Raw genomic sequence first — 17,160 nt, forward strand, 5'->3', positions numbered from 1 at the left:
GGGCACCGAGACTGTGGTTCCCGAGCCGGTCCGGGTGCACCGGGCTCGGCGCACCACCGTTCGGAAGAGGAGCTCGTGTCCGAAGAAGAGCAGAACACGCCCGCCGCCGCGGGGCCCGCGCGCCGCAGCGTGCTCAAGGCGGGCGGGGCCACGGCCGCCGTCGCCGTGGCCGCGGGGCCCGCCGCCGCCGGTGGCGCGGGCGGCCCCACGGCCTTGCCGCGCGCCGTCGCCGACATCACGCTGCGCGTCAACGGCGCCGAGCACCCGCTGTCCGTCGAGGCCCGGGTCACGCTGCTCGACGCCCTGCGCGAACGGCTCGGGCTGACCGGCGCCAAGAAGGGCTGCGACCGGGGCGAGTGCGGGGCGTGCACCGTTCTGGTGGACGGGCGGCGCGTGAAGTCGTGCACGACGCTCGCGGTGATGCAGGAGGGCCGGGAGGTCACCACCGTGGAGGGGCTGGCGCGGGGCGATGAACTGCACCCCGTGCAGGAGGCGTTCGTGCGGCGCGACGCGTTCCAGTGCGGGTTCTGCACCCCGGGGCAGATCGTGTCGGCGGTCGCCTGCGTCCAGGAGGGCCACGGCGGCTCACGGGACGAGATACGCGAGTGGATGAGCGGCAACCTGTGCCGGTGCGGCTGCTACCCGAACATCGTGGACGCCGTGCGGGACGCGGCCGAGGCCGAGGAGGCGCGGCGATGAGGCGGTTCGACTACGCGCGCACGAGCCGGGCGGGCGAGGCCGTCGACCTGGTCGCGGGCGAGCCGACCGGGGCGTTCGTGGCGGGCGGCACCGACCTGCTCAACCTGATGAAGGACGGCGCCGAGGCACCCGACCTCGTCGTCGACATCAACGACCTGCCCCTCTCCGATGTCGAGGTGGTGGGGGAAGCGGCGCGGGAGCGGTTGCGGATCGGCGCGCTCGCCAGGCTGGCCGACGTCGCGGCGCACCCGCGGGTGAGCCGCGAACTGCCGGTCCTGACAGAGGCGTTGCTCGCCACCGCGTCGCCGCAGGTGCGCAACATGGCCACCGTCGGGGGCAATCTCATGCAACGCACCCGCTGCTGGTACTTCCGCGATCCCGACTTCGCCTGCAACAAGCGGGCGCCAGGCAGCGGCTGCCCCGCGCAGGAGGGCCAGAACCGCTGGCACGCCATCCTCGGCGGCAGCGACCACTGCATCGCCGTCCACCCCTCCGACCTGGCCGTCGCGCTGCGCGCGCTCGACGCGACCGTCCACACCCTCGGCCCCGGCGGGCGGCGCGCCATCGCCATCGGCGACTTCCACCGCGAACCCGGCGCGGCGCCCGAGCGCGAGACGGCCCTGCGGCACGGCGAGCTGATCACGGCCGTCGAGGTGCCGCTGCCCCGGCGCGGCACCCGCTCCGGCTATCTGAAGGTGCGCGACCGCGCCACGTTCGAGTTCGCCGTCGTCTCCGCGGCGGCCGTGCTGCGCATGGACGGGCGTACGGTCCGCGACATCGCCCTGGCCTTCGGCGGCATCGCGACGCGCCCCTGGCGCTCGGCCGCGGCCGAGGACGCGCTGCGCGGCCGACGCCTGACGGACGACACCGTCGCCGCGGCGGGCCGCGCGCTGGTCGCGGGGGCTCGGCCCCGCACGCACAACGCGTTCAAGGTCGAGCTCGTCCAACGGGCGCTCCACGAGGTCCTCGGCGCGCTGGGCGACGACCGGTGACCGGTGCGTCGGCGGCGGCCTGGGAGGCCCTGTACCGGGTGTGGCGCGTGGGCGACACCGCGGGCCTCGCCACCGTGGTCGCCACCTTCGGCTCGGCCCCGCGGCCCCCCGGCACGCCGATGCTCGTCACAGCGGAGGGCCGGGTGGTCGGCAGCGTCTCGGGCGGCTGCGTCGACGGGGACGTCCACGCGCGCGCCCTGGCGGCCGTATCCGACGGCGTGCCGCGGCTGGTCTCCTACGGGGTGAGCGACGACGACGCCCGCGCGGTCGGCCTCACGTGCGGTGGCACCATCGAGGTGTTCGTCGAGCCGGTGGACGCGCGGTCGTTCGCCGAGCTGCCACGGCTGATCGCCTGCCAACGCCTGGGCGTCCCCGCCGTGTCGGCCACGGTGGTCGCGCACCCCCTGCGCGCCGCCGTCGGGGCGCACGCGCTGGTGACGGCCGACGATGACCTTGGTTTCAACGGGGACCTTGGCTTCAACGGGGACCTCGGCTTCAACGGGGACCGCGCCTTCGACGGCGGCACCGCCCCGCGTTCCGACGGCGCGCTCGCCCCCGCCGACGAGGCGCTGCTGCGCGAGGCGGCCTGGAGGCTGCTGCGCGAGGGCGGCGCGGGCGGCGCCCGCTGCGCGACCCTGCGCCTGAGCGGCGCGCGGGAGGGGGAGATGCGGGTGCTGCTCGTCCCGTACCTGCCGCCGCCGCGCATGCTGGTCTTCGGCGCCAACGACTTCGCCGCGGCCCTCGTCCCCCAGGCGCGGCTGCTCGGCTACCGCACCACCGTGTGCGACGCCCGTCCGGTGTTCACCACCGCCGAGCGCTTCCCCGAGGCCGACGAGGTCGTCACCGCGTGGCCGCACCGCCACCTCGCCGATGAGCACGAGGCGGGGCGGCTCGACGGGCGCACCGCCGTGGTGTGCCTCAGCCACGACCCCAAGTTCGAGATCCCGCTGCTCGCCGCGGCGCTGCGGCTGCCGCTCGGCTATGTCGGGGCCATGGGCTCCCGCCGCGCGCACGCCGACCGCGTGGCACGGCTGCGGGCCGAGGGCGTCACCGAGGCGGAGCTCGCCGCGCTCGCGTCGCCCGTCGGGCTCGACCTGGCCGCGCGCACCCCCGCCGAGACGGCCGTGTCGATCGCCGCCGAGCTGATCCTGCTCACCCGGGGCGGCCTACCGGCGCGCCGCTCCACCGTTCCCGTTCCCGTTCCGGGACCCGTTCCCGTTCCGGGACCCGTTCCCGTTCCCACCCTTGCCCCCGTCCCCGCCGAGCGGGCGACGGCGAAGGAGGCACGACGATGAGCCAACTGATCGGCAGGCCCGTGGCCAGGGTCGAGGCCAGGGCGAAGGTGACAGGCGCCGCGCGGTACGCCGCGGACGCCCAGGTCGCCGGGGCCGCCCACGGCTTCCTGGCGCTGAGCACCGTCGCCCGCGGCGTGATCACCGGCATCGACGTACGAGCCGCGCGGGCCGTGCCCGGCGTGCTCGCCGTGCTGACCCACGAAACGATGCCGCGGCTGCGCGCGCCGGACGCGTCGACGGGCTACTTCAAGGGGTTCGTTCCCCTCCAGGACGACGTGATCCACCACGCGGGCCAGCCCGTCGCGCTCGTCGTGGCCGAGACGCTCGAGCAGGCCAAGGAGGCGGCGGGCCTGGTCCGCGCCACCTACGACGCCGAGCCCCCGCGCGTGGTGATGGCGGACGCGATGGACGAGGCGTACGTCCCGCCGCCCGGCTTCGACGGGCCCAACGACCTGACGCGCGGCGACGTCGATGAGGGCTGGGCCGAGGCCGAGGCGAGCGTGGACGTCACCTGCACGACCGTCATGCAGCACCACAACGCGATGGAGCCGTCCGTCACGCTCGCCGCCTGGGACGGCGACCGGCTCACCGTCCACGAGTCGACCCAGGGCGTCACGGGGACCCAGCAGTCCCTGGCCCACGCCTTCGACGTGCCGACCGCCGACGTGCGGGTCATCTCGCCCTACGTCGGCGGCGCCTTCGGGGCCAAGACGACGTGGCCGCACGCCCTGCTCACCGCGGCGGCGGCGAGGCATGTCGGACGCCCCGTCAAGCTCGTGCTGTCCAGGGCGCAGAGCTACACGTCGCACGGCCACCGCCCCGAGACCCACCAGCGGGTGCGGCTCGGCGCGCGCCGCGACGGGCGGCTCACCGTCGCCGAACATGTCACCACCGAGCAGATGTCCCGCACCGAGGAGGCCGTCTACAGTCCCAACGCGGGCACGCGCGTGCACTACGCCATCCCCCACCTGCGCTCGGTGCAGCGCCTCGTCCGCCTCGACCTGCCCACCGGCATCTTCGCGCGGTCGCCCGAGACGACCACCCTGCACGCCCTGGAGTGCGCCCTCGACGAGCTGAGCCTGGCCGTCGGCATGGACCCGGTCGAGCTGCGGCTGCGCAACGCCGCGACCGAGCACCCCGAGACCGGCGAGCCGGTGAACTGGCACCAGGCCCGGTGCCTCAACAGGGGGGCGGAGCTGTTCGGTTGGGCGGACCGCGATCCCACGCCGCGCTCGATGCGCGACGGCGGCCTGCTCGTCGGCTGGGGCGTGGCGTCCGCCTCGCACGTCGCCGGAGGCATCCCCGGCGGCGGTGGCGCGCGGGCCACGCTGAGCGCGGACGGCACCGCGCTGGTGCAGTGCGGCACCCAGGACATCGGCACCGGCACCTACACAGCCCTGTCGCAGGTCAGCGCCGACCGCCTGGGCATGCCCCTGACGTCGATCCGCTTCGAGCTCGGCGACAGCGACCTGCCGTCGGCGCCGGTCTCCGCGGGCTCCGCGACGTTGCAGGCCACCGTGCCGAGCGTGGCCGCGGCCTGCGGCGCGGCGCGCGACACGGTCGTCCGACTCGCCGTCGACGACCCCGAGTCGCCCCTGCACGGCAGGGACCCCGAGCGGATCGCCACCGCCGAAGGGCACCTCTTCGTCAGGGACGACCCCGAACGCCGCGACAGCTACGCGGCCGTCGTCGGGCGGCACGGCAGCCCGGTCGTCGTCCATGGCCAGCCGGGGAACACCACGGCGCTACGCAGCACCGGCGCCGTCTTCGTCGAGGTGACGGTCCACCCCCGGCTCGGCACGGTCCGGGTGCGGCGCGTGGTGGGGGTCTTCGACGCGGGGCGGATCCTCAACCACCGCACCACCCGCAGCCAGGCCATCGGCGGCATCATCTGGAGCATCGGCATCGCCCTCACCGAGCACACCCTGGTCGACGCGGCGTCGGGGCGCGTGGTCACGCCCAACCTCTCGGGCTATCTGGTGCCGGTCAACGCCGATGTGCCCGACATGGTGGTCGAGTTCGTCGACGAGCCCGACCCGGCCAGCCCGGCGCTCGGCGCCCGGGGCTTCGGCGAGACCCCCTCGACCGGGGCTTCGGCGGCCATCGCCAACGCCGTCCACCACGCCACGGGCCGCCGCGTCCGCGACCTGCCGCTCGGCCTCGACCGGCTGCTGTGACCCCGCCGTGATCAGCCGGCCTTTGGTGCGACGGGCGCGATGCCACACAATCGGAAGGATGAACCTCGGCGAACTCGGTGCCTTCCTGCGAACCCGCCGCTCCCGCGTCAGGCCGGACGACGTCGGCCTGAAGCCCGGGCCGAGACGCCGCGTGCCGGGGCTGCGCCGCGACGAGGTCGCCCACCTCGCCGGGGTCTCCGTCGACTACTACACGGAGCTGGAACGCGGACGTGGCGCGCGCCCATCGGAGCAGATGCTGAGGGCCCTGGCCAGGGCGTTGCGCCTGAGCCAGGACGAGCATGACCACCTGTTCCACCTCGCCGGGCGCCCCGCGCCGTCCCGCCACGGGTCCGCGACGCCCGTGGAGGGCGCGCTGCTCGCGCTGCTCGACCGGCTCGATGGGACCCCGGCGCAGATCATCACCGACCTGCACGAGCCGCTGATCCGCAACGGTCTTGCCGTCGCGCTGCTCGGCCGGGTGCCGGGCGGCCCGGGCCGGGGCGAGAGCCTGGTCCACCGCTGGTTCACCCAGCCGCGGGCCCGCGCCTGTTACGTTCCGGAGGACCACGCCCACCACTCCCGCGTCTTCGTCGCCGACCTCCGCGCGGTGGTCGCCAGGCGGGGCAGGGACCAGGAGACCACCGCGCTCGTGGCCGAGCTGCGGCGCCGCAGCCCGGAGTTCGCGACGCTGTGGGACTCGGGCGACGTGGCCGTGCGCCGAAGGGACCGCAAGCGCATGATCCACCCCGCGCTCGGCCTCATCGAGGTGGACTGCCACCGCGTCTTCAGCGAGGACGGCCGCCAGCGCCTCGTGTGGTTCACCTCGCCGCCCGACGCCCCGGCCGACGCCAGGATCGAGCTGCTGTCCGCCGCGTCCCCGGCCCACCTGGTCGGCCCGCCCGTGCCGACGTCGGCGCCCTGAGGCATCAGGTCGGCGGGTCGGTCGGCGGGTCCGTCGGCGGGGTCCAGGAGGGCAGGTGCCGCACGACGTCGGCGAGCAGGGCGCACAGGCGCCGGTAGTCGTCGTCGCCGAGGGAGTCCTGGAGATGGCGGTCGAGGTGGACCATCAGCCGGTCCGCCCCGGCCAGCTCGCGCCGGCCGTTCGCGGTGAGGTGGAGCTCCTGGACGTTGGCGTGCCGGGGGTGCGGTCGGCGTTCGACCCAGCCGCGGTCGACGAGCTTGCCGACCAACGGCGCGATCGCCTGGGGGGTCACGCCGACGGTCCGCGCCAGCTCGGCGCCGGTCAGCCCGGGGGTCACCTCGAGGTTGATCAGCACGGCGTACAGCGAGCCGGAGACGCCGAGCTTGCGCAACGGTGGCTCCTTGGTGCTCTGGAGCGCCAGGTCGGCTCGCCGCAGGAGGGACACGACGCGGCCGAGCACCTCGGCGTTGCGGGCTGTCGCAGCAGGTTCGTTCACGGCCGCCGAGCTTACAGCGCCTTCACACGCGTAAGGGTCTTGTTGTAAATCTCTTGTGGGGTATCAAGTTATTGATGCCCGTGGGTACCGTGGTCGCATGGTTGGCCGTCCAGCAGGACCTCGGTCGTGCGGGCGATGTGGTCCCGCAGCAGCTCGGCGCCGCCCTCGGCGTCGCGGGCCAGCGCGGCGCCGGCGAGCGCCCTGTGCTCGCCGACGAGGTCGCGCGGGGCGCCGGAGCCGAGGGGCGCGGCCCAGTGCCGGTACAGCTCGGCCTCCGCGCGCAGCGCCTGCGCGGTCTCGACGAGGCGGCGGCTGCCGCAGCCGGAGAGCAGCGCCGCGTGGAACTCCTCGTGCGCCTCGTACCAGGCGGCGTCGCGCTCCCCGGTCCTGGCCACCGCCTCGTCGCGGCGGGTCAGCAGGTGGTGCGCCGCCACCACGGTCGTCTCCCAGCGTTCGTCGCCCTCGGCGATCGACTTGCGGAAGGTGATCGACTCCAGCTCGACCCGGGCGGCCGTGAGGTCGACCAGGTCCTCCTTCGACAGCGGGATCACCGTGTACCCCTGGTGGGCGTGCGGGCGCACCAGGCGCTCGGCGGCCAGGCGCGTCAGGGCCTCCCTGGCCACGCCGACGCTGGTGTTGTAGGCGCCGCACAGGTCGGGGAACTTCAGGCGCTGCCCGGGGCGCAGGCGCGCGGCGAAGATGTCGGCGCGCAGGCGCTCGTAGACCTCGTCGGTCCGCGTCCGGCGCGGGTGGCTCGTGGTCGTCACGAGCCGAGACTACCGCCATGCTTCAACGGTCCCGGTAACTTTCGAATGTTCGGTTGACATTCGAAAGTAAGCGGAATCATCCTGGGTCCAGCCTCACCACGACGTTCCGAGGAGGGATCGTGTACATCGCCAACGTCCGCGGCCGGGCGGTCCTTGTCACCGGGGAGACGGCCACCGGGGAGACGACCGGCGTGGACATCGCGGGCGCCAGCCACGGCAGGTTCGGCCCCGCCCCCGCCGACCTGTACGGCGCGTGGGACGAGTTCCTGGCCTGGGCCGAAGTCGCCGCGGCCGGTCGGGGCGCCCCCGAGGGTCCCGTCGTCGGGTTCACCCCGGCGGACCTCGGGCCCCCGTCGCCCACCCCGTCCCAGATCTTCGCGATCGGGCTCAACTACCGCGACCACGCCGACGAGGCGGGCCTCGCCCTCCCCGAGCGCCCCACGGTCTTCACCAAGTTCGCCTCATCCCTCAGCGGACCCGACACCACGGTCGTGCTGCCCGACGGCGAGGTGGACTGGGAGGTCGAGCTGGTCGTGGTCATCGGCCGGGTGACCCGCCGCGCCCGGGTCGCCGACGCCTGGCGCGCCGTCGCGGGCCTGACCGTCGGCCAGGACATCTCGGAGCGGCGGCTGCAACTCAGCGGCCCCGCACCGCAGTTCAGCCTGGCCAAGTCCCACCCCGGCTTCGGCCCCACGGGCCCTCACCTGGTGACGCCCGACGAGCTCGCCGAGCCGGACGACCTGGAGATCGGGTGCAGCGTCAACGGCGAGGAGGTCCAGAAGGCCAGGACGTCGCGCCTGGTCTTCGGCGTCGATGAGCTGATCGCCCACCTCTCCGCGGTGGCCACCCTCCACCCCGGCGACCTGATCTTCACCGGCACCCCCTCGGGGGTCGGCGCCGCGCGCACCCCCGCGCGCCACCTCGCCCCGGGCGACGAGCTGGTCTCCTACGTCCAGGGGGTCGGCACGCTCCGCCAGACGTTCGTGGCGGCGGGCGGGAGGGCCTGACCATGGGACTGCACAGGCTGAGCTCGGTGACGATCGGCGTTCCCGACGTCGAGGCGACCCTGGCCTACTACCGGGAGTTCGGGCTGGCGCGCGATGACGGCGGCTGGCTCTCCACCCTGGACGGCGGGCGGCAGCTCAGGGTGGTGCGGGCACCCACCCGTCGGCTGGTCAGCGTGTCCATCGGCGCGGACGACGAGGACGACCTCGGGCGCATCGCGAGCGCGCTCGGCGCGATCGGCGTCCCGTCCACGGTGGACGGGCGCGGGCTGCGCGCCACCGAGCCGGTCACCGGGGCGCGCGTCGAGGTCGAGGTGAGCCCCAGGATCGCGGCCCCGGTGGTCGGGCCCACCCCGGACAACGGCCCGGGCCGCCCGGACCGCGGCACGGGCCGCGCGCCCGCCGTGCTGCGCGAGGGCCCCGTGCGGCCGCGCAAGCTGGGCCATGTCGTCATCGGCTCGGTGGACCAGGCCGCCACTCAGCGCTTCTTCGCGGAGGGCATCGGGCTGAAGGTGAGCGACGAGGTGCCGGGGCTCGCCTCGTTCATGCGGTGCTCGACCGACCACCACAACGTGCTCGTCACCAGCGCCCCCGTCACCTTTCTGCACCACACGTCGTGGCAGGTCGACGACGTCGACGAGATCGGCCGCGGCGCGACGCGGATGCTCGAGGACCACCCCGAACGGCACGTCTGGGGCCTGGGGCGCCACCACATCGGCTCCAACTTCTTCTGGTACCTGCGCGACCCGGCCGGCACCTTCTCCGAGTACTACTCCGACATGGACTGCGTCGTGGACGACGCGCTCTGGAAGCCGGAGGTCTGGGACGAGGCCAAGAGCCTCTACTCCTGGGGGCCGCCGCCCCCGCCGTCCTTCGTCGAGCCCGAGGACCTCGCCGCGCTGATGACCGGCTCGCACCGCGCGAGCTGACCCGCCTGTTCCACCGTCGACACGGGAGGACCGTTCGATGTCCGCGCCAACACCCCGTTCCCCGGCACCGCCCCCGCCCGCCCCCGACCCGGGTGACACGTGCGATGTCGCCGTCGTGGGCGCAGGGCCCGTCGGGCTCGCCCTCGCCGCGCTCCTCTCCGCCGAGGGCGTGAAGGTCGCCGTCGTCGACCCGCACCGCGTGGTGTGCCAGCACCCCAGGGCCACCCACCTCGACGACGAGACCATGCGCACCCTCCAGACCCTCGGCGCGGCCGATCTCGAGCCGCTGTTCCTGCGCCAGTCAGGGTGGGTGCTCACCGGGGCGGACGAGCAGCCGTTCCTCGAGCTCGCGATGCCGGACACGGTCTCCGACCAGGGCTGGTACACCGACTACCAGTTCCACCAGCCGGACTTCGAGTCCCGGCTGCGCGGCCTGCTCGCCACGCGGGACGGCGCCCGGCTGTGGCTCGGCTGGGAGGCCGTCGCGCTCGACCAGGACGCCGAGGGAGCCGGGCTCGTCGTGCGGGAGCGGCGTTCGGGACGGGTCCGCTGCCTCCGCGCGGCCTATGTCGTCGGCGCGGACGGCGCCGGGTCCTTCGTCCGCGCGGCGATGGGCGCCGACGTGGAGGACCTGCGCGGCACGCAGACCTCGCTGATCGTCGACGTGCACCCGTTCCACCACCCGGACTCCCTGCCCCGCACCACCGGATTCGTCCGGTGCGACGCGGAACGGCCTCTGACCTATGTGCCGATCTTCCCGCCGCTGCTGCGCTTCGAGTTCATGCTCGACACGGCCGCCGACCCCGCGGAGGCCGAACGCCCCGAGCACGTCTACCCGCTCCTGTCGCGCTGGCTGGCGCCAGGGAGCTACCGCGTCCTGCGCGCCGACGCCTACGAGTGGCACGCCCACCTCGTGCGCGGCTGGCGCGACGGGCGGCTCCTGCTCGCGGGGGACGCCGCGCACGAGATGCCGCCGATGCTGGGACAGGGCCTGTGCTCGGGGCTCCGCGACGCGGCCAACCTCGCGTGGAAGCTGGCGCTCGTGCTGCGCGGGCGCGCCGAGGGGACGCTGCTCGACACCTACGAGTCCGAGCGCGCCGCCCATGTGCGGCCCTACATCGTCGAGTCGGCGCGGCAGGCCAACATGATCGAGGCGTTCGGCCGCGGCGAGCGGCCGCCCGCCTCCACCGCCCCCCGGGTCGTCGAACGGTTCCGCCCCCCGCTCGGACCCGGGCTCGTCGAGCGGCCCGCCGACCCGGTGGGGCAGCTGGCCCCGCAGCCCAGGGGCCCCGGCGGCGAACGCCTCGACGACGCCACCGGCTACCGGTTCGTGGCCGTCGGCGCCCCCGAGGTGATCGCCGGGGTCGACGACGCGACCCGCGCCCACTGGCGGCGCCTCGGCCTGGTCGCGGTCGCCGGGGGCGGCCCCGTCGTCAGGGAGTGGCTCGCGGAGCGTGGCGCGAAGGCCGCCCTCGTCCGGCCCGACCGTTACGTCTACGGGGTCGCGGCCGACGCCGCCGGGCTCGTGGACGTCACGGGGCGGCTGGCCGAGCGGCTCCTGCCGAGCGCGGTGACGGCGTGAACGCCCGGCTCGCCGACCACGCGCGCGGCCTGGTCTGGGGCGAGGGCCCCCGGTGGCACAAGGGCGCGCTGTGGCTCTCCGACACCCAGGGCGGGCGGCTGTGGACCGACGCGTCGGGCCGGTGGACCGGCACGGCGGCCGACCCGGTGTCCAACGGCCTGTGGTTCCTGCCCGACGGACGGCTCGTCGGCGCCCTCATGCGCGACCGGCGCGTCGGGGTCTGGACCGGCACGGGCTGGGACACTTACGCCGACCTCTCGGGGCTCGGGGTCGGGCCGCTCGGCGACATGGTCGGCGACGCGGCGGGCAACCTCTATGTCGACGACGTGGCGTTCGACGCCGCCGCGGGCGAGCCGCCGGCGCCCGGCAGGATCATCCTGGTGCGACCCGACGGGTCCGCCGAAGTCGCCGCCGAGGGAGTGGAGTTCCCCAACGGGATGGCGCTGCTCGACGACGGCGCCACCCTGGTCGTCGCGGAGACCGCGCGGCAGCGCCTGACCGCGTTCACCGTCGGGGCCGATCGGACGCTGAGCGCGCCGAGGCCCTACGCCGACATCGCCGCCCTCGTCGGCGGCGCGGCCCGCCCCGACGGCATCTGGCCGGCCCGCGACGGCGGCGTGTGGGTGGCGACCACCACGGGCCAGGCCGTCGCGCACGTCCGCGACGGCGCGCTGGTCACCGCGGTCCCCACCGCGCCGGACTTCCCCGTCGCGTGCTGCGCCGCCGACGACGGCACCCTCTTCGTCACCCTGGCCAGCACCGACGGCGAGCCGCTCTTCGCGGCCCTGGCGCGCCGGGCGGTCACCACCCGGGTGGTCACCGTGGCGTGGGACGGGGGAGCGCCATGAGGTATGTCGCCATCGAAGAGGCGTTCGCCGTCCCCGAGTTGGCCGCCCGGCAGCCGGTCACCGAGATGCGGATCCGGGTCACCGACTCCTACGCCGAGCTGTGCGGCCGCAGGCTCGTCGACTTCGAAGGACACCGCCTGCCCGACATGGACGCGCACGGGATCGACGTCCAGGTGCTCTCGTTGACCGTCCCCGGCATCCAGGCCGACACCGACCCCGCCGCCGCACGGGCCCACGCCCGCCTGGCCAACGACGTCCTCGCCGAGGTGGTCGCCCGCCACCCCACCCGTTTCCAGGGGTTCGCCGCGCTCCCGACGCAGGACCCGGGCGCCGCCGTCGCCGAGCTCGAACGCGCCGTCGCCGGGCTCAGCTTCAGGGGCGCGCTCGTCAACGACCACACCCAGGGCCGCTACCTCGACGACCCGGCCTACGACGAGCTGTGGAGCGCGTTCGAGGAGCTGGGCGTGCCGCTCTACCTGCACCCCGGTTCGGTGCCCGCGGACGACTGGCACGTGCTGGCGGGGCGGCCCGAGCTGTACGGGGCCACCTGGAGCTGGCAGGCGGAGACCGGAGGGCATGCCCTGCGGCTCGTCTACGCCGGGGTGTTCGACCGGCACCCGCGGGCCACCGTGATCCTCGGCCACCTCGGGGAGTTCCTGCCGTTCCAGACGTCGCGGCTCGACAGCCGCTATCTGACGCTGCGGGTCGAGACCCCGCTGCTCAGGCCGCCGTCCGCCTATGTGGGCACCAACCTCCTCGTCACCACGAGCGGCGTGCTCGCCCCCGAGGCGATCGAGGCCGCCGTGCTCACCGCGGGCGAGGACGCGGTCATGTTCGCGATCGACTACCCGTACGAGGAGACCGCCGCCGCCGTCGCCGCGGTCGAGCGGGCCCGGCTGAGCGACGAGGCCAGGGAGAAGGTCGCCCACCGCACCGCACGGCGCGTGCTCGGCCTTCCCGACCCCGAGGCGTCCGAGGCGTCGGCGCCCCACCCATCCGCCACGAGAGAAGCGGGAGAACGAGGAGCGTGATCACCGACATGCGCGAGACACGGCGCGCGCGAACGGCGAGGGGAACGCGGAGGGCGCGCAGGGCGCGGACGGCCATGGCCGCGCTCGGCCTCGCCGCCGGGCTCACCCTGACCGCGTGCGGGGCGGACGGCGGCCGGGTCGAGACGACCGAGTCGGGTCTGACCCGGCTGGTCGTCGACTACAGCCCGACCGCGAACAACGCGCACCTGTCGCTCGGCGTCAGGCGCGGGGTGTTCGAACGCCATGGCTTCGACATCGAGCAGGTGCCGGGCTCGGGCGCGAGCGCCAACAGCGTCGCGCTGCTGCTCAACGGCCAGATCCAGCTGGCCGTCACCGAGATCACCGCGGTGCCCGCCGCGGTCGGCGCGGGCTTCCCCGTGCAGATCGTCACCTCGCTGGTCACCGACTACGAGTCGCCTCAGGGCGACGCGTTCTCCCTGGTCGTTCCCGGCGACAGCGCGATCAGCTCCTTCGCCGACCTGGCGGGCCGCACCGTCGCCGTCAACGGCCTGGAGAGCTTCTTCGACCTGACGGTGCGCGAGGCGGTCAGGCAGGAGGGCGGCGACCCCGACGCGGTCGACGTCATCGCCGTGCCCTTCGAGGACCAGCTCGCGGCGCTGCGGCAGGGCCGGGTCGACGCGATCAGCACCGTCGAGCCGTTCGCGGGCCAGCTGGTGGCCGACGGCTTCCGGTCCATCGGCAACCCCGCGACCGCCGCCCTCGGCCCGCGCAGCGTCGCGAGCGTGCTGATGGCGTCGCGGGAGTTCGTGGCGGAGAACGAGGACGTCATGCGGCGCTTCCAGCGCGCGTGGGGCGAGGCGACCACCTATGCGAACGACCACCCCGACGAGATACGCGAGACGATCGTGGAGACGACGGGCGCGCCGCCGGAGGCGGTGGCCGACCTGCCGCTGCCCTGGTACGTCAGCGGCATCGACCGCCGCTCCGCCGAGCTCATCACGAGCCTGATGGTCGAGTACGGCCGGCTGGAGTCGGAGCCCGCGCTGGACGAGTACACCTGGTCCGAGGCGCCCGACGCGACCGATCTCGCGACGCCGCCGCGCGGTCTCGAGGTGTCAGGGTGACGCCGCCACGCCTCGCATCCCCGCTCACGTCCGTGCTCAACTTCCTGCTGCCCGTGCTCACGACGGCGGCGCTGCTCGCGATCTGGGAGGGGCTCTCGGCCTCGGGCGCGCTCCCGGCCGAGATCCCCCCGGTGTCCGACGTCGGCGCGTGGCTCGGCGACAACGCGGGCGCCGGGGACCTGTGGACGGCCGTCGGGCAGACGCTGGGGCACTGGGCCGTGGCGCTGCTGGCCGGGGTGGTGATCGGCACCGCCGTCGGCGGCGCGATGGCGGCCATCCCCGTCGTGAACGAACTCCTGGTCGGCGTGGTCGAGTTCCTCCGGCCCATCCCCGTCGTGGTCTATCTGCCGATCATGCTCCTGATGCTCGGCGCCACCTCCGAGGTGGTCGTGTGGCTCGCCGCGGTGGCCGCGGTGTGGCCGATGCTGTCGCAGACGTTCTACGGCGTCCGCGACGTCGACCCGGTCAGCCGCGACACCGCGCGGGTCTTCGGGCTGACGACGGCGCAGCGGCTGGTGTGGGTGACCGCGCCGAGCGTCCTGCCCTATGTCTCCACCGGCGTGCGGATCGCGTCCACGATCACCCTCCTGGTGGCGATCGCGATGGAGCTCATCGGCGCGGTCCCCGGGCTGGGCGCCACGTTGGGGACCTATGCCGCCAACGGCGTCTACGACGCGATGTACGGCGTCATCGTCCTGACCGGGCTGCTCGGCGTCGTGCTCAACGCCGCGTTCGAACGCATCGAGCGGCGGGCGCTGCGCTGGCACGCCTCCCACCGGACCAGGAACGCGTGAGGAGCGGGCCCATGAAGAGAATCTCGCTGCGCCTCGCGCTCCCCGCGCTGCTCCTGCTGCTGTGGTGGACGACCTCGGCCCGGAGCACGTCCCCCTTCTATCCGCCGCTGAGCGAGGTCCTGGTCTCCTTCCGCGAGACCTGGCTGTTCGCGCGCTTCGGCTCCGACGTGGTGCCCAGCCTCGTCCGCCTGCTCGCGGGCCTGCTGATCGCGTCGGTCGTCGGCGTCGCCCTCGGCGTCGCGCTTGGCCGGAGCGCGCCGCTCGCCCGGGCGATGAACCCGGCCGTCCAGTTCTGCCGTTCCGTGCCAGGCACCGCGCTCATCCCCGTCAGCGTCGTGCTGCTCGGCATCGGCGACGGCGCCAAGATCGGCGTCATCGCCTTCGTGTGCGCGTTCCCCGTGCTGCTGAACACGGTCGACGCGGTGCGCGGGATCGATCCGCAGCTCGAGGACGTGGCGCGCTCCTACCGGCTCACCCGCGCCCAGCGGCTCTCGTCGGTGCTGCTGCCGGCGGCGGCGCCGCAGATCTTCGCCGGGGTCCGCACGGCCCTCGGCATGGCCTTCATCATGATGGTCGTCACCGAGCTGTACGCGGCGACCGACGGCGTCGGCTTCGTCACGGTCAGCGCGCGGAACTCGTTCGACGTTCCGGGGATGTGGGCGGGCACCGTGCTGCTCGGCCTGCTCGGGGTCTCCCTGACCGCGCTCTTCCTCGCGCTTCAACGGCGCGTCCTGCGTTGGCACATCGGCATGACCGAAAGGAACTGAGATGTTGTCGGTCACCCATCTGAGGAAGACCTATGGCTCGGGCGGCCAGGCCGTGGAGGCGATCCGCGACCTGACGCTGACGGTCGGGAAGGGCGAGTTCGTCTGCATCGTCGGCCCTTCGGGCGCGGGCAAGACGACGCTGCTGAAGTGCCTGTGCGGCCTGCTCGCCCCGTCCGACGGCACGGTGACCCTCGACGGCGAGCCCGTGACCGGGCCGCCCAAGGCGATGGCCTCGGTGTTCCAGGACTACAGCCGTTCGCTCATGCCGTGGTTCTCCGTCGAGCGCAACGTCGGCCTGCCGCTGCGGAACAAGCACAGGTCGGCGGCCGACCGCGCGAAGCGGATCGAGGGGGCGCTGGCCGCCGTCGGGCTCGAGTCGTTCGGCTCGCGCTACCCGTGGGAGCTGTCGGGCGGCATGCAGCAGCGCGTGGCGATCGCCCGCGGCCTCGCGTACGAGCCGGAGATCCTGCTGCTCGACGAGCCGTTCGCCTCCGTGGACGCGCAGACGCGGGCCGATCTCGAGGACCTGATCCTGCGCGTCCGCGAGGCGACCGGGGTCACCATGCTGCTCGTCACGCACGACATCGACGAGGCCGTCTACCTGGCCGACCGGGTCGTGGTCATGTCCGCGCGGCCGAGCGTCGTCGTCGAGACGGTGGCGGTCGACCTGCCGCGGCCACGCGACCAGGTCGCGACGAAGAGCCTGGCCCGCTTCGCGGAGCTGCGCGCCCATGTGCTGCGGCTGATCAGGAACACCGCCGACCAACCCGCCCCCGCCGCCCCCGCCGCCGTCACGGGAGCCGCGCATGAGGACTGACGGCGGCGGCCCCGCCCTCGGTGTCGACACCCATGTCGACGTGCATCACCACGCGATCACCGAGCCCTACCGGGAGCGGCTGCGCGCGCGGGCCGCGCGCCACGGCGCGGCCCGCGTCCCCGAGATCCCCGACTGGAGCGAGGAGGCGTCGCTGCGCCTGATGGACGCCTCGGGCGTGGAACGCGCCCTGCTCTCCCCGGCCGCCCGGGGGTTCGGCTCCGGCGGGACGGACGAGGTCGTGGCGTTCGCCCGCGCGGCCCACGACGAGCTGCTCGGCCTGCGGGACCGGCACCCGGAGCGGTTCGGCGTGCTCGCCCCGCTGCCGCTCCCTTCGTTGGACCACGCCGTCGCGCACGTCGAACGGGCCCTGCGCCGCGACGGGGTGGAGGGGATCGCGCTGCTGACCCAGTACGCGGGGCGCCATGTCGGCGAGCCCGCCTGGGACGGCCTGCTCGACGTGCTCGACCGGGAGCGCGCGCTCGTCCACGTCCACCCGACCGCGCCCGCCGGGGCGCCGCTGGGCGACCACCTCGGCCCGCACCTCGTCGAGTACGTCTTCGACACGACCAGGGTGGCGGTGCTGCTGGCCAGGCGCCGCGTCTTCTCCCGTTACCCGGGGATCCGCTGGGTCTTCGCGCACGGGGGCGGCACGTTGCCCTATGTGGCGGGCAGGCTCGACGACCCGCCGGGCACGGTCGACGGCGGGGACGGGATCGAGGACCTGCTGCGCGTCAGCCGGTTCGACTCGGCGCTGCTCGGCGGGCCCGCGCTGGCCGCGCTTGCCGTGTTCGCCGGTCCCGAGCGCGTGGTGTTCGGCTCCGACGCGCCGTTCATCCATGGCGACCGGGCCGCCCGGCTCCTGGAGGATCTGCTGGCGTTCAAGGCTCAATGTCTTGAGTCGCATCAAGAAGTTGACTACGATCCGGCATGGCGCTGACCGACGGAGGGCGAGGAG

Annotated in this window: 17 protein-coding genes; 15 read left to right on the forward strand and 2 right to left on the reverse strand. The window is 74.4% G+C overall.

Annotated elements, in window-relative coordinates; all coding sequences use genetic code 11:
* Nucleotides 1-75 precede the first annotated feature (75 nt).
* Genes D7318_RS28770 through D7318_RS28790 form a run of 5 tightly spaced genes read left to right on the forward strand, consistent with a single transcriptional unit; the run spans nt 76 to nt 6,085 of the window.
* Nucleotides 76-699: a (2Fe-2S)-binding protein gene (locus D7318_RS28770; RefSeq protein WP_120700172.1), complete on the forward strand. Its 624-nt coding sequence runs from the start codon at nt 76-78 to the stop codon at nt 697-699.
* On the forward strand, nt 696-1,691 hold the full coding sequence (locus D7318_RS28775) for an FAD binding domain-containing protein (protein WP_120700173.1): 996 nt from the start codon (nt 696-698) through the stop codon (nt 1,689-1,691). The genes D7318_RS28770 and D7318_RS28775 overlap by 4 nt, the downstream gene beginning before the upstream one ends.
* Nucleotides 1,688-2,986, forward strand: coding sequence for an XdhC family protein (locus D7318_RS34330; protein ID WP_120700174.1), 1,299 nt, complete (start codon nt 1,688-1,690; stop codon nt 2,984-2,986). The genes D7318_RS28775 and D7318_RS34330 overlap by 4 nt, the downstream gene beginning before the upstream one ends.
* Nucleotides 2,983-5,163, forward strand: a complete 2,181-nt coding sequence (locus tag D7318_RS28785; RefSeq protein WP_120700175.1) for a xanthine dehydrogenase family protein molybdopterin-binding subunit — start codon at nt 2,983-2,985, stop codon at nt 5,161-5,163. The genes D7318_RS34330 and D7318_RS28785 overlap by 4 nt, the downstream gene beginning before the upstream one ends.
* A 58-nt stretch (nt 5,164-5,221) precedes the next feature.
* Nucleotides 5,222-6,085, forward strand: coding sequence for a helix-turn-helix transcriptional regulator (locus D7318_RS28790; protein WP_120700176.1), 864 nt, complete (start codon nt 5,222-5,224; stop codon nt 6,083-6,085).
* A 4-nt stretch (nt 6,086-6,089) separates the two neighbouring features.
* Here D7318_RS28790 and D7318_RS28795 read toward each other — a convergent pair whose 3' ends face one another.
* The gene (locus D7318_RS28795; protein ID WP_220729861.1) at nt 6,090-6,581 is read right to left on the reverse strand and encodes a MarR family winged helix-turn-helix transcriptional regulator; all 492 of its coding nucleotides are present in this window, start codon (nt 6,579-6,581) and stop codon (nt 6,090-6,092) included.
* A gap of 68 nt (nt 6,582-6,649) precedes the next feature.
* The gene (locus D7318_RS28800) at nt 6,650-7,348 is read right to left on the reverse strand and encodes a GntR family transcriptional regulator (RefSeq protein WP_120700177.1); all 699 of its coding nucleotides are present in this window, start codon (nt 7,346-7,348) and stop codon (nt 6,650-6,652) included.
* Between the two features lie 119 nt (nt 7,349-7,467).
* On the opposite strand from D7318_RS28800, the gene D7318_RS28805 reads away from it, so the two are divergent.
* Genes D7318_RS28805 through D7318_RS28850 form a run of 10 tightly spaced genes read left to right on the forward strand, consistent with a single transcriptional unit; the run spans nt 7,468 to nt 17,142 of the window.
* Entirely contained in the window at nt 7,468-8,355 is an 888-nt protein-coding gene (locus tag D7318_RS28805; protein WP_120700178.1) for a fumarylacetoacetate hydrolase family protein, read from the forward strand.
* Between the two features lie 2 nt (nt 8,356-8,357).
* Nucleotides 8,358-9,281 (forward strand): VOC family protein, encoded by a 924-nt coding sequence (locus D7318_RS28810; protein WP_120700179.1) that lies wholly within the window; start codon nt 8,358-8,360, stop codon nt 9,279-9,281.
* Between the two features lie 37 nt (nt 9,282-9,318).
* Nucleotides 9,319-10,863 (forward strand): bifunctional 3-(3-hydroxy-phenyl)propionate/3-hydroxycinnamic acid hydroxylase, encoded by a 1,545-nt coding sequence (locus tag D7318_RS28815; protein ID WP_120700180.1) that lies wholly within the window; start codon nt 9,319-9,321, stop codon nt 10,861-10,863.
* Nucleotides 10,860-11,711 (forward strand): SMP-30/gluconolactonase/LRE family protein, encoded by an 852-nt coding sequence (locus D7318_RS28820; protein WP_183091651.1) that lies wholly within the window; start codon nt 10,860-10,862, stop codon nt 11,709-11,711. The genes D7318_RS28815 and D7318_RS28820 overlap by 4 nt, the downstream gene beginning before the upstream one ends.
* Nucleotides 11,708-12,742 (forward strand): amidohydrolase family protein, encoded by a 1,035-nt coding sequence (locus D7318_RS28825; RefSeq protein ID WP_120700182.1) that lies wholly within the window; start codon nt 11,708-11,710, stop codon nt 12,740-12,742. Before D7318_RS28820 ends, D7318_RS28825 begins: the two co-directional genes overlap by 4 nt.
* Nucleotides 12,743-12,750: 8 nt before the next feature.
* Nucleotides 12,751-13,827, forward strand: coding sequence for an ABC transporter substrate-binding protein (locus D7318_RS28830; protein WP_147437852.1), 1,077 nt, complete (start codon nt 12,751-12,753; stop codon nt 13,825-13,827).
* Nucleotides 13,824-14,621 carry an ABC transporter permease gene (locus D7318_RS28835; protein WP_120700184.1) on the forward strand — a complete coding sequence of 266 codons (798 nt, stop codon included), beginning with the start codon at nt 13,824-13,826 and terminating at the stop codon, nt 14,619-14,621. The genes D7318_RS28830 and D7318_RS28835 overlap by 4 nt, the downstream gene beginning before the upstream one ends.
* An 11-nt stretch (nt 14,622-14,632) precedes the next feature.
* Nucleotides 14,633-15,388 carry an ABC transporter permease gene (locus tag D7318_RS28840; protein WP_120700185.1) on the forward strand — a complete coding sequence of 252 codons (756 nt, stop codon included), beginning with the start codon at nt 14,633-14,635 and terminating at the stop codon, nt 15,386-15,388.
* Between the two features lies 1 nt (nt 15,389).
* Nucleotides 15,390-16,205 (forward strand): ABC transporter ATP-binding protein, encoded by an 816-nt coding sequence (locus D7318_RS28845; RefSeq protein ID WP_120700186.1) that lies wholly within the window; start codon nt 15,390-15,392, stop codon nt 16,203-16,205.
* Nucleotides 16,195-17,142, forward strand: coding sequence for an amidohydrolase family protein (locus tag D7318_RS28850; RefSeq protein ID WP_120700187.1), 948 nt, complete (start codon nt 16,195-16,197; stop codon nt 17,140-17,142). Before D7318_RS28845 ends, D7318_RS28850 begins: the two co-directional genes overlap by 11 nt.
* Nucleotides 17,143-17,160: the final 18 nt, after the last annotated feature.

The organism is Streptomyces radicis, from assembly GCF_003626575.1.
GTDB classification, from domain to species: domain Bacteria; phylum Actinomycetota; class Actinomycetes; order Streptomycetales; family Streptomycetaceae; genus Streptomyces; species Streptomyces radicis.

Excerpts from the sequence above, each read along its gene's own strand:
- D7318_RS28775 (WP_120700173.1), top strand. The coding sequence starts at position 696 with ATGAGGCGGTTCGACTACGCGCGCACGAGCCGGGCGGGCGAGGCCGTC.
- D7318_RS28785 (WP_120700175.1), top strand. The coding sequence starts at position 2,983 with ATGAGCCAACTGATCGGCAGGCCCGTGGCCAGGGTCGAGGCCAGGGCG.
- D7318_RS28790 (WP_120700176.1), top strand. The coding sequence starts at position 5,222 with ATGAACCTCGGCGAACTCGGTGCCTTCCTGCGAACCCGCCGCTCCCGC.
- D7318_RS28810 (WP_120700179.1), top strand. The coding sequence starts at position 8,358 with ATGGGACTGCACAGGCTGAGCTCGGTGACGATCGGCGTTCCCGACGTC.
- D7318_RS28815 (WP_120700180.1), top strand. The coding sequence starts at position 9,319 with ATGTCCGCGCCAACACCCCGTTCCCCGGCACCGCCCCCGCCCGCCCCC.
- D7318_RS28825 (WP_120700182.1), top strand. The coding sequence starts at position 11,708 with ATGAGGTATGTCGCCATCGAAGAGGCGTTCGCCGTCCCCGAGTTGGCC.
- D7318_RS28830 (WP_147437852.1), top strand. The coding sequence starts at position 12,751 with ATGCGCGAGACACGGCGCGCGCGAACGGCGAGGGGAACGCGGAGGGCG.
- D7318_RS28840 (WP_120700185.1), top strand. The coding sequence starts at position 14,633 with ATGAAGAGAATCTCGCTGCGCCTCGCGCTCCCCGCGCTGCTCCTGCTG.
- D7318_RS28845 (WP_120700186.1), top strand. The coding sequence starts at position 15,390 with ATGTTGTCGGTCACCCATCTGAGGAAGACCTATGGCTCGGGCGGCCAG.
- D7318_RS28850 (WP_120700187.1), top strand. The coding sequence starts at position 16,195 with ATGAGGACTGACGGCGGCGGCCCCGCCCTCGGTGTCGACACCCATGTC.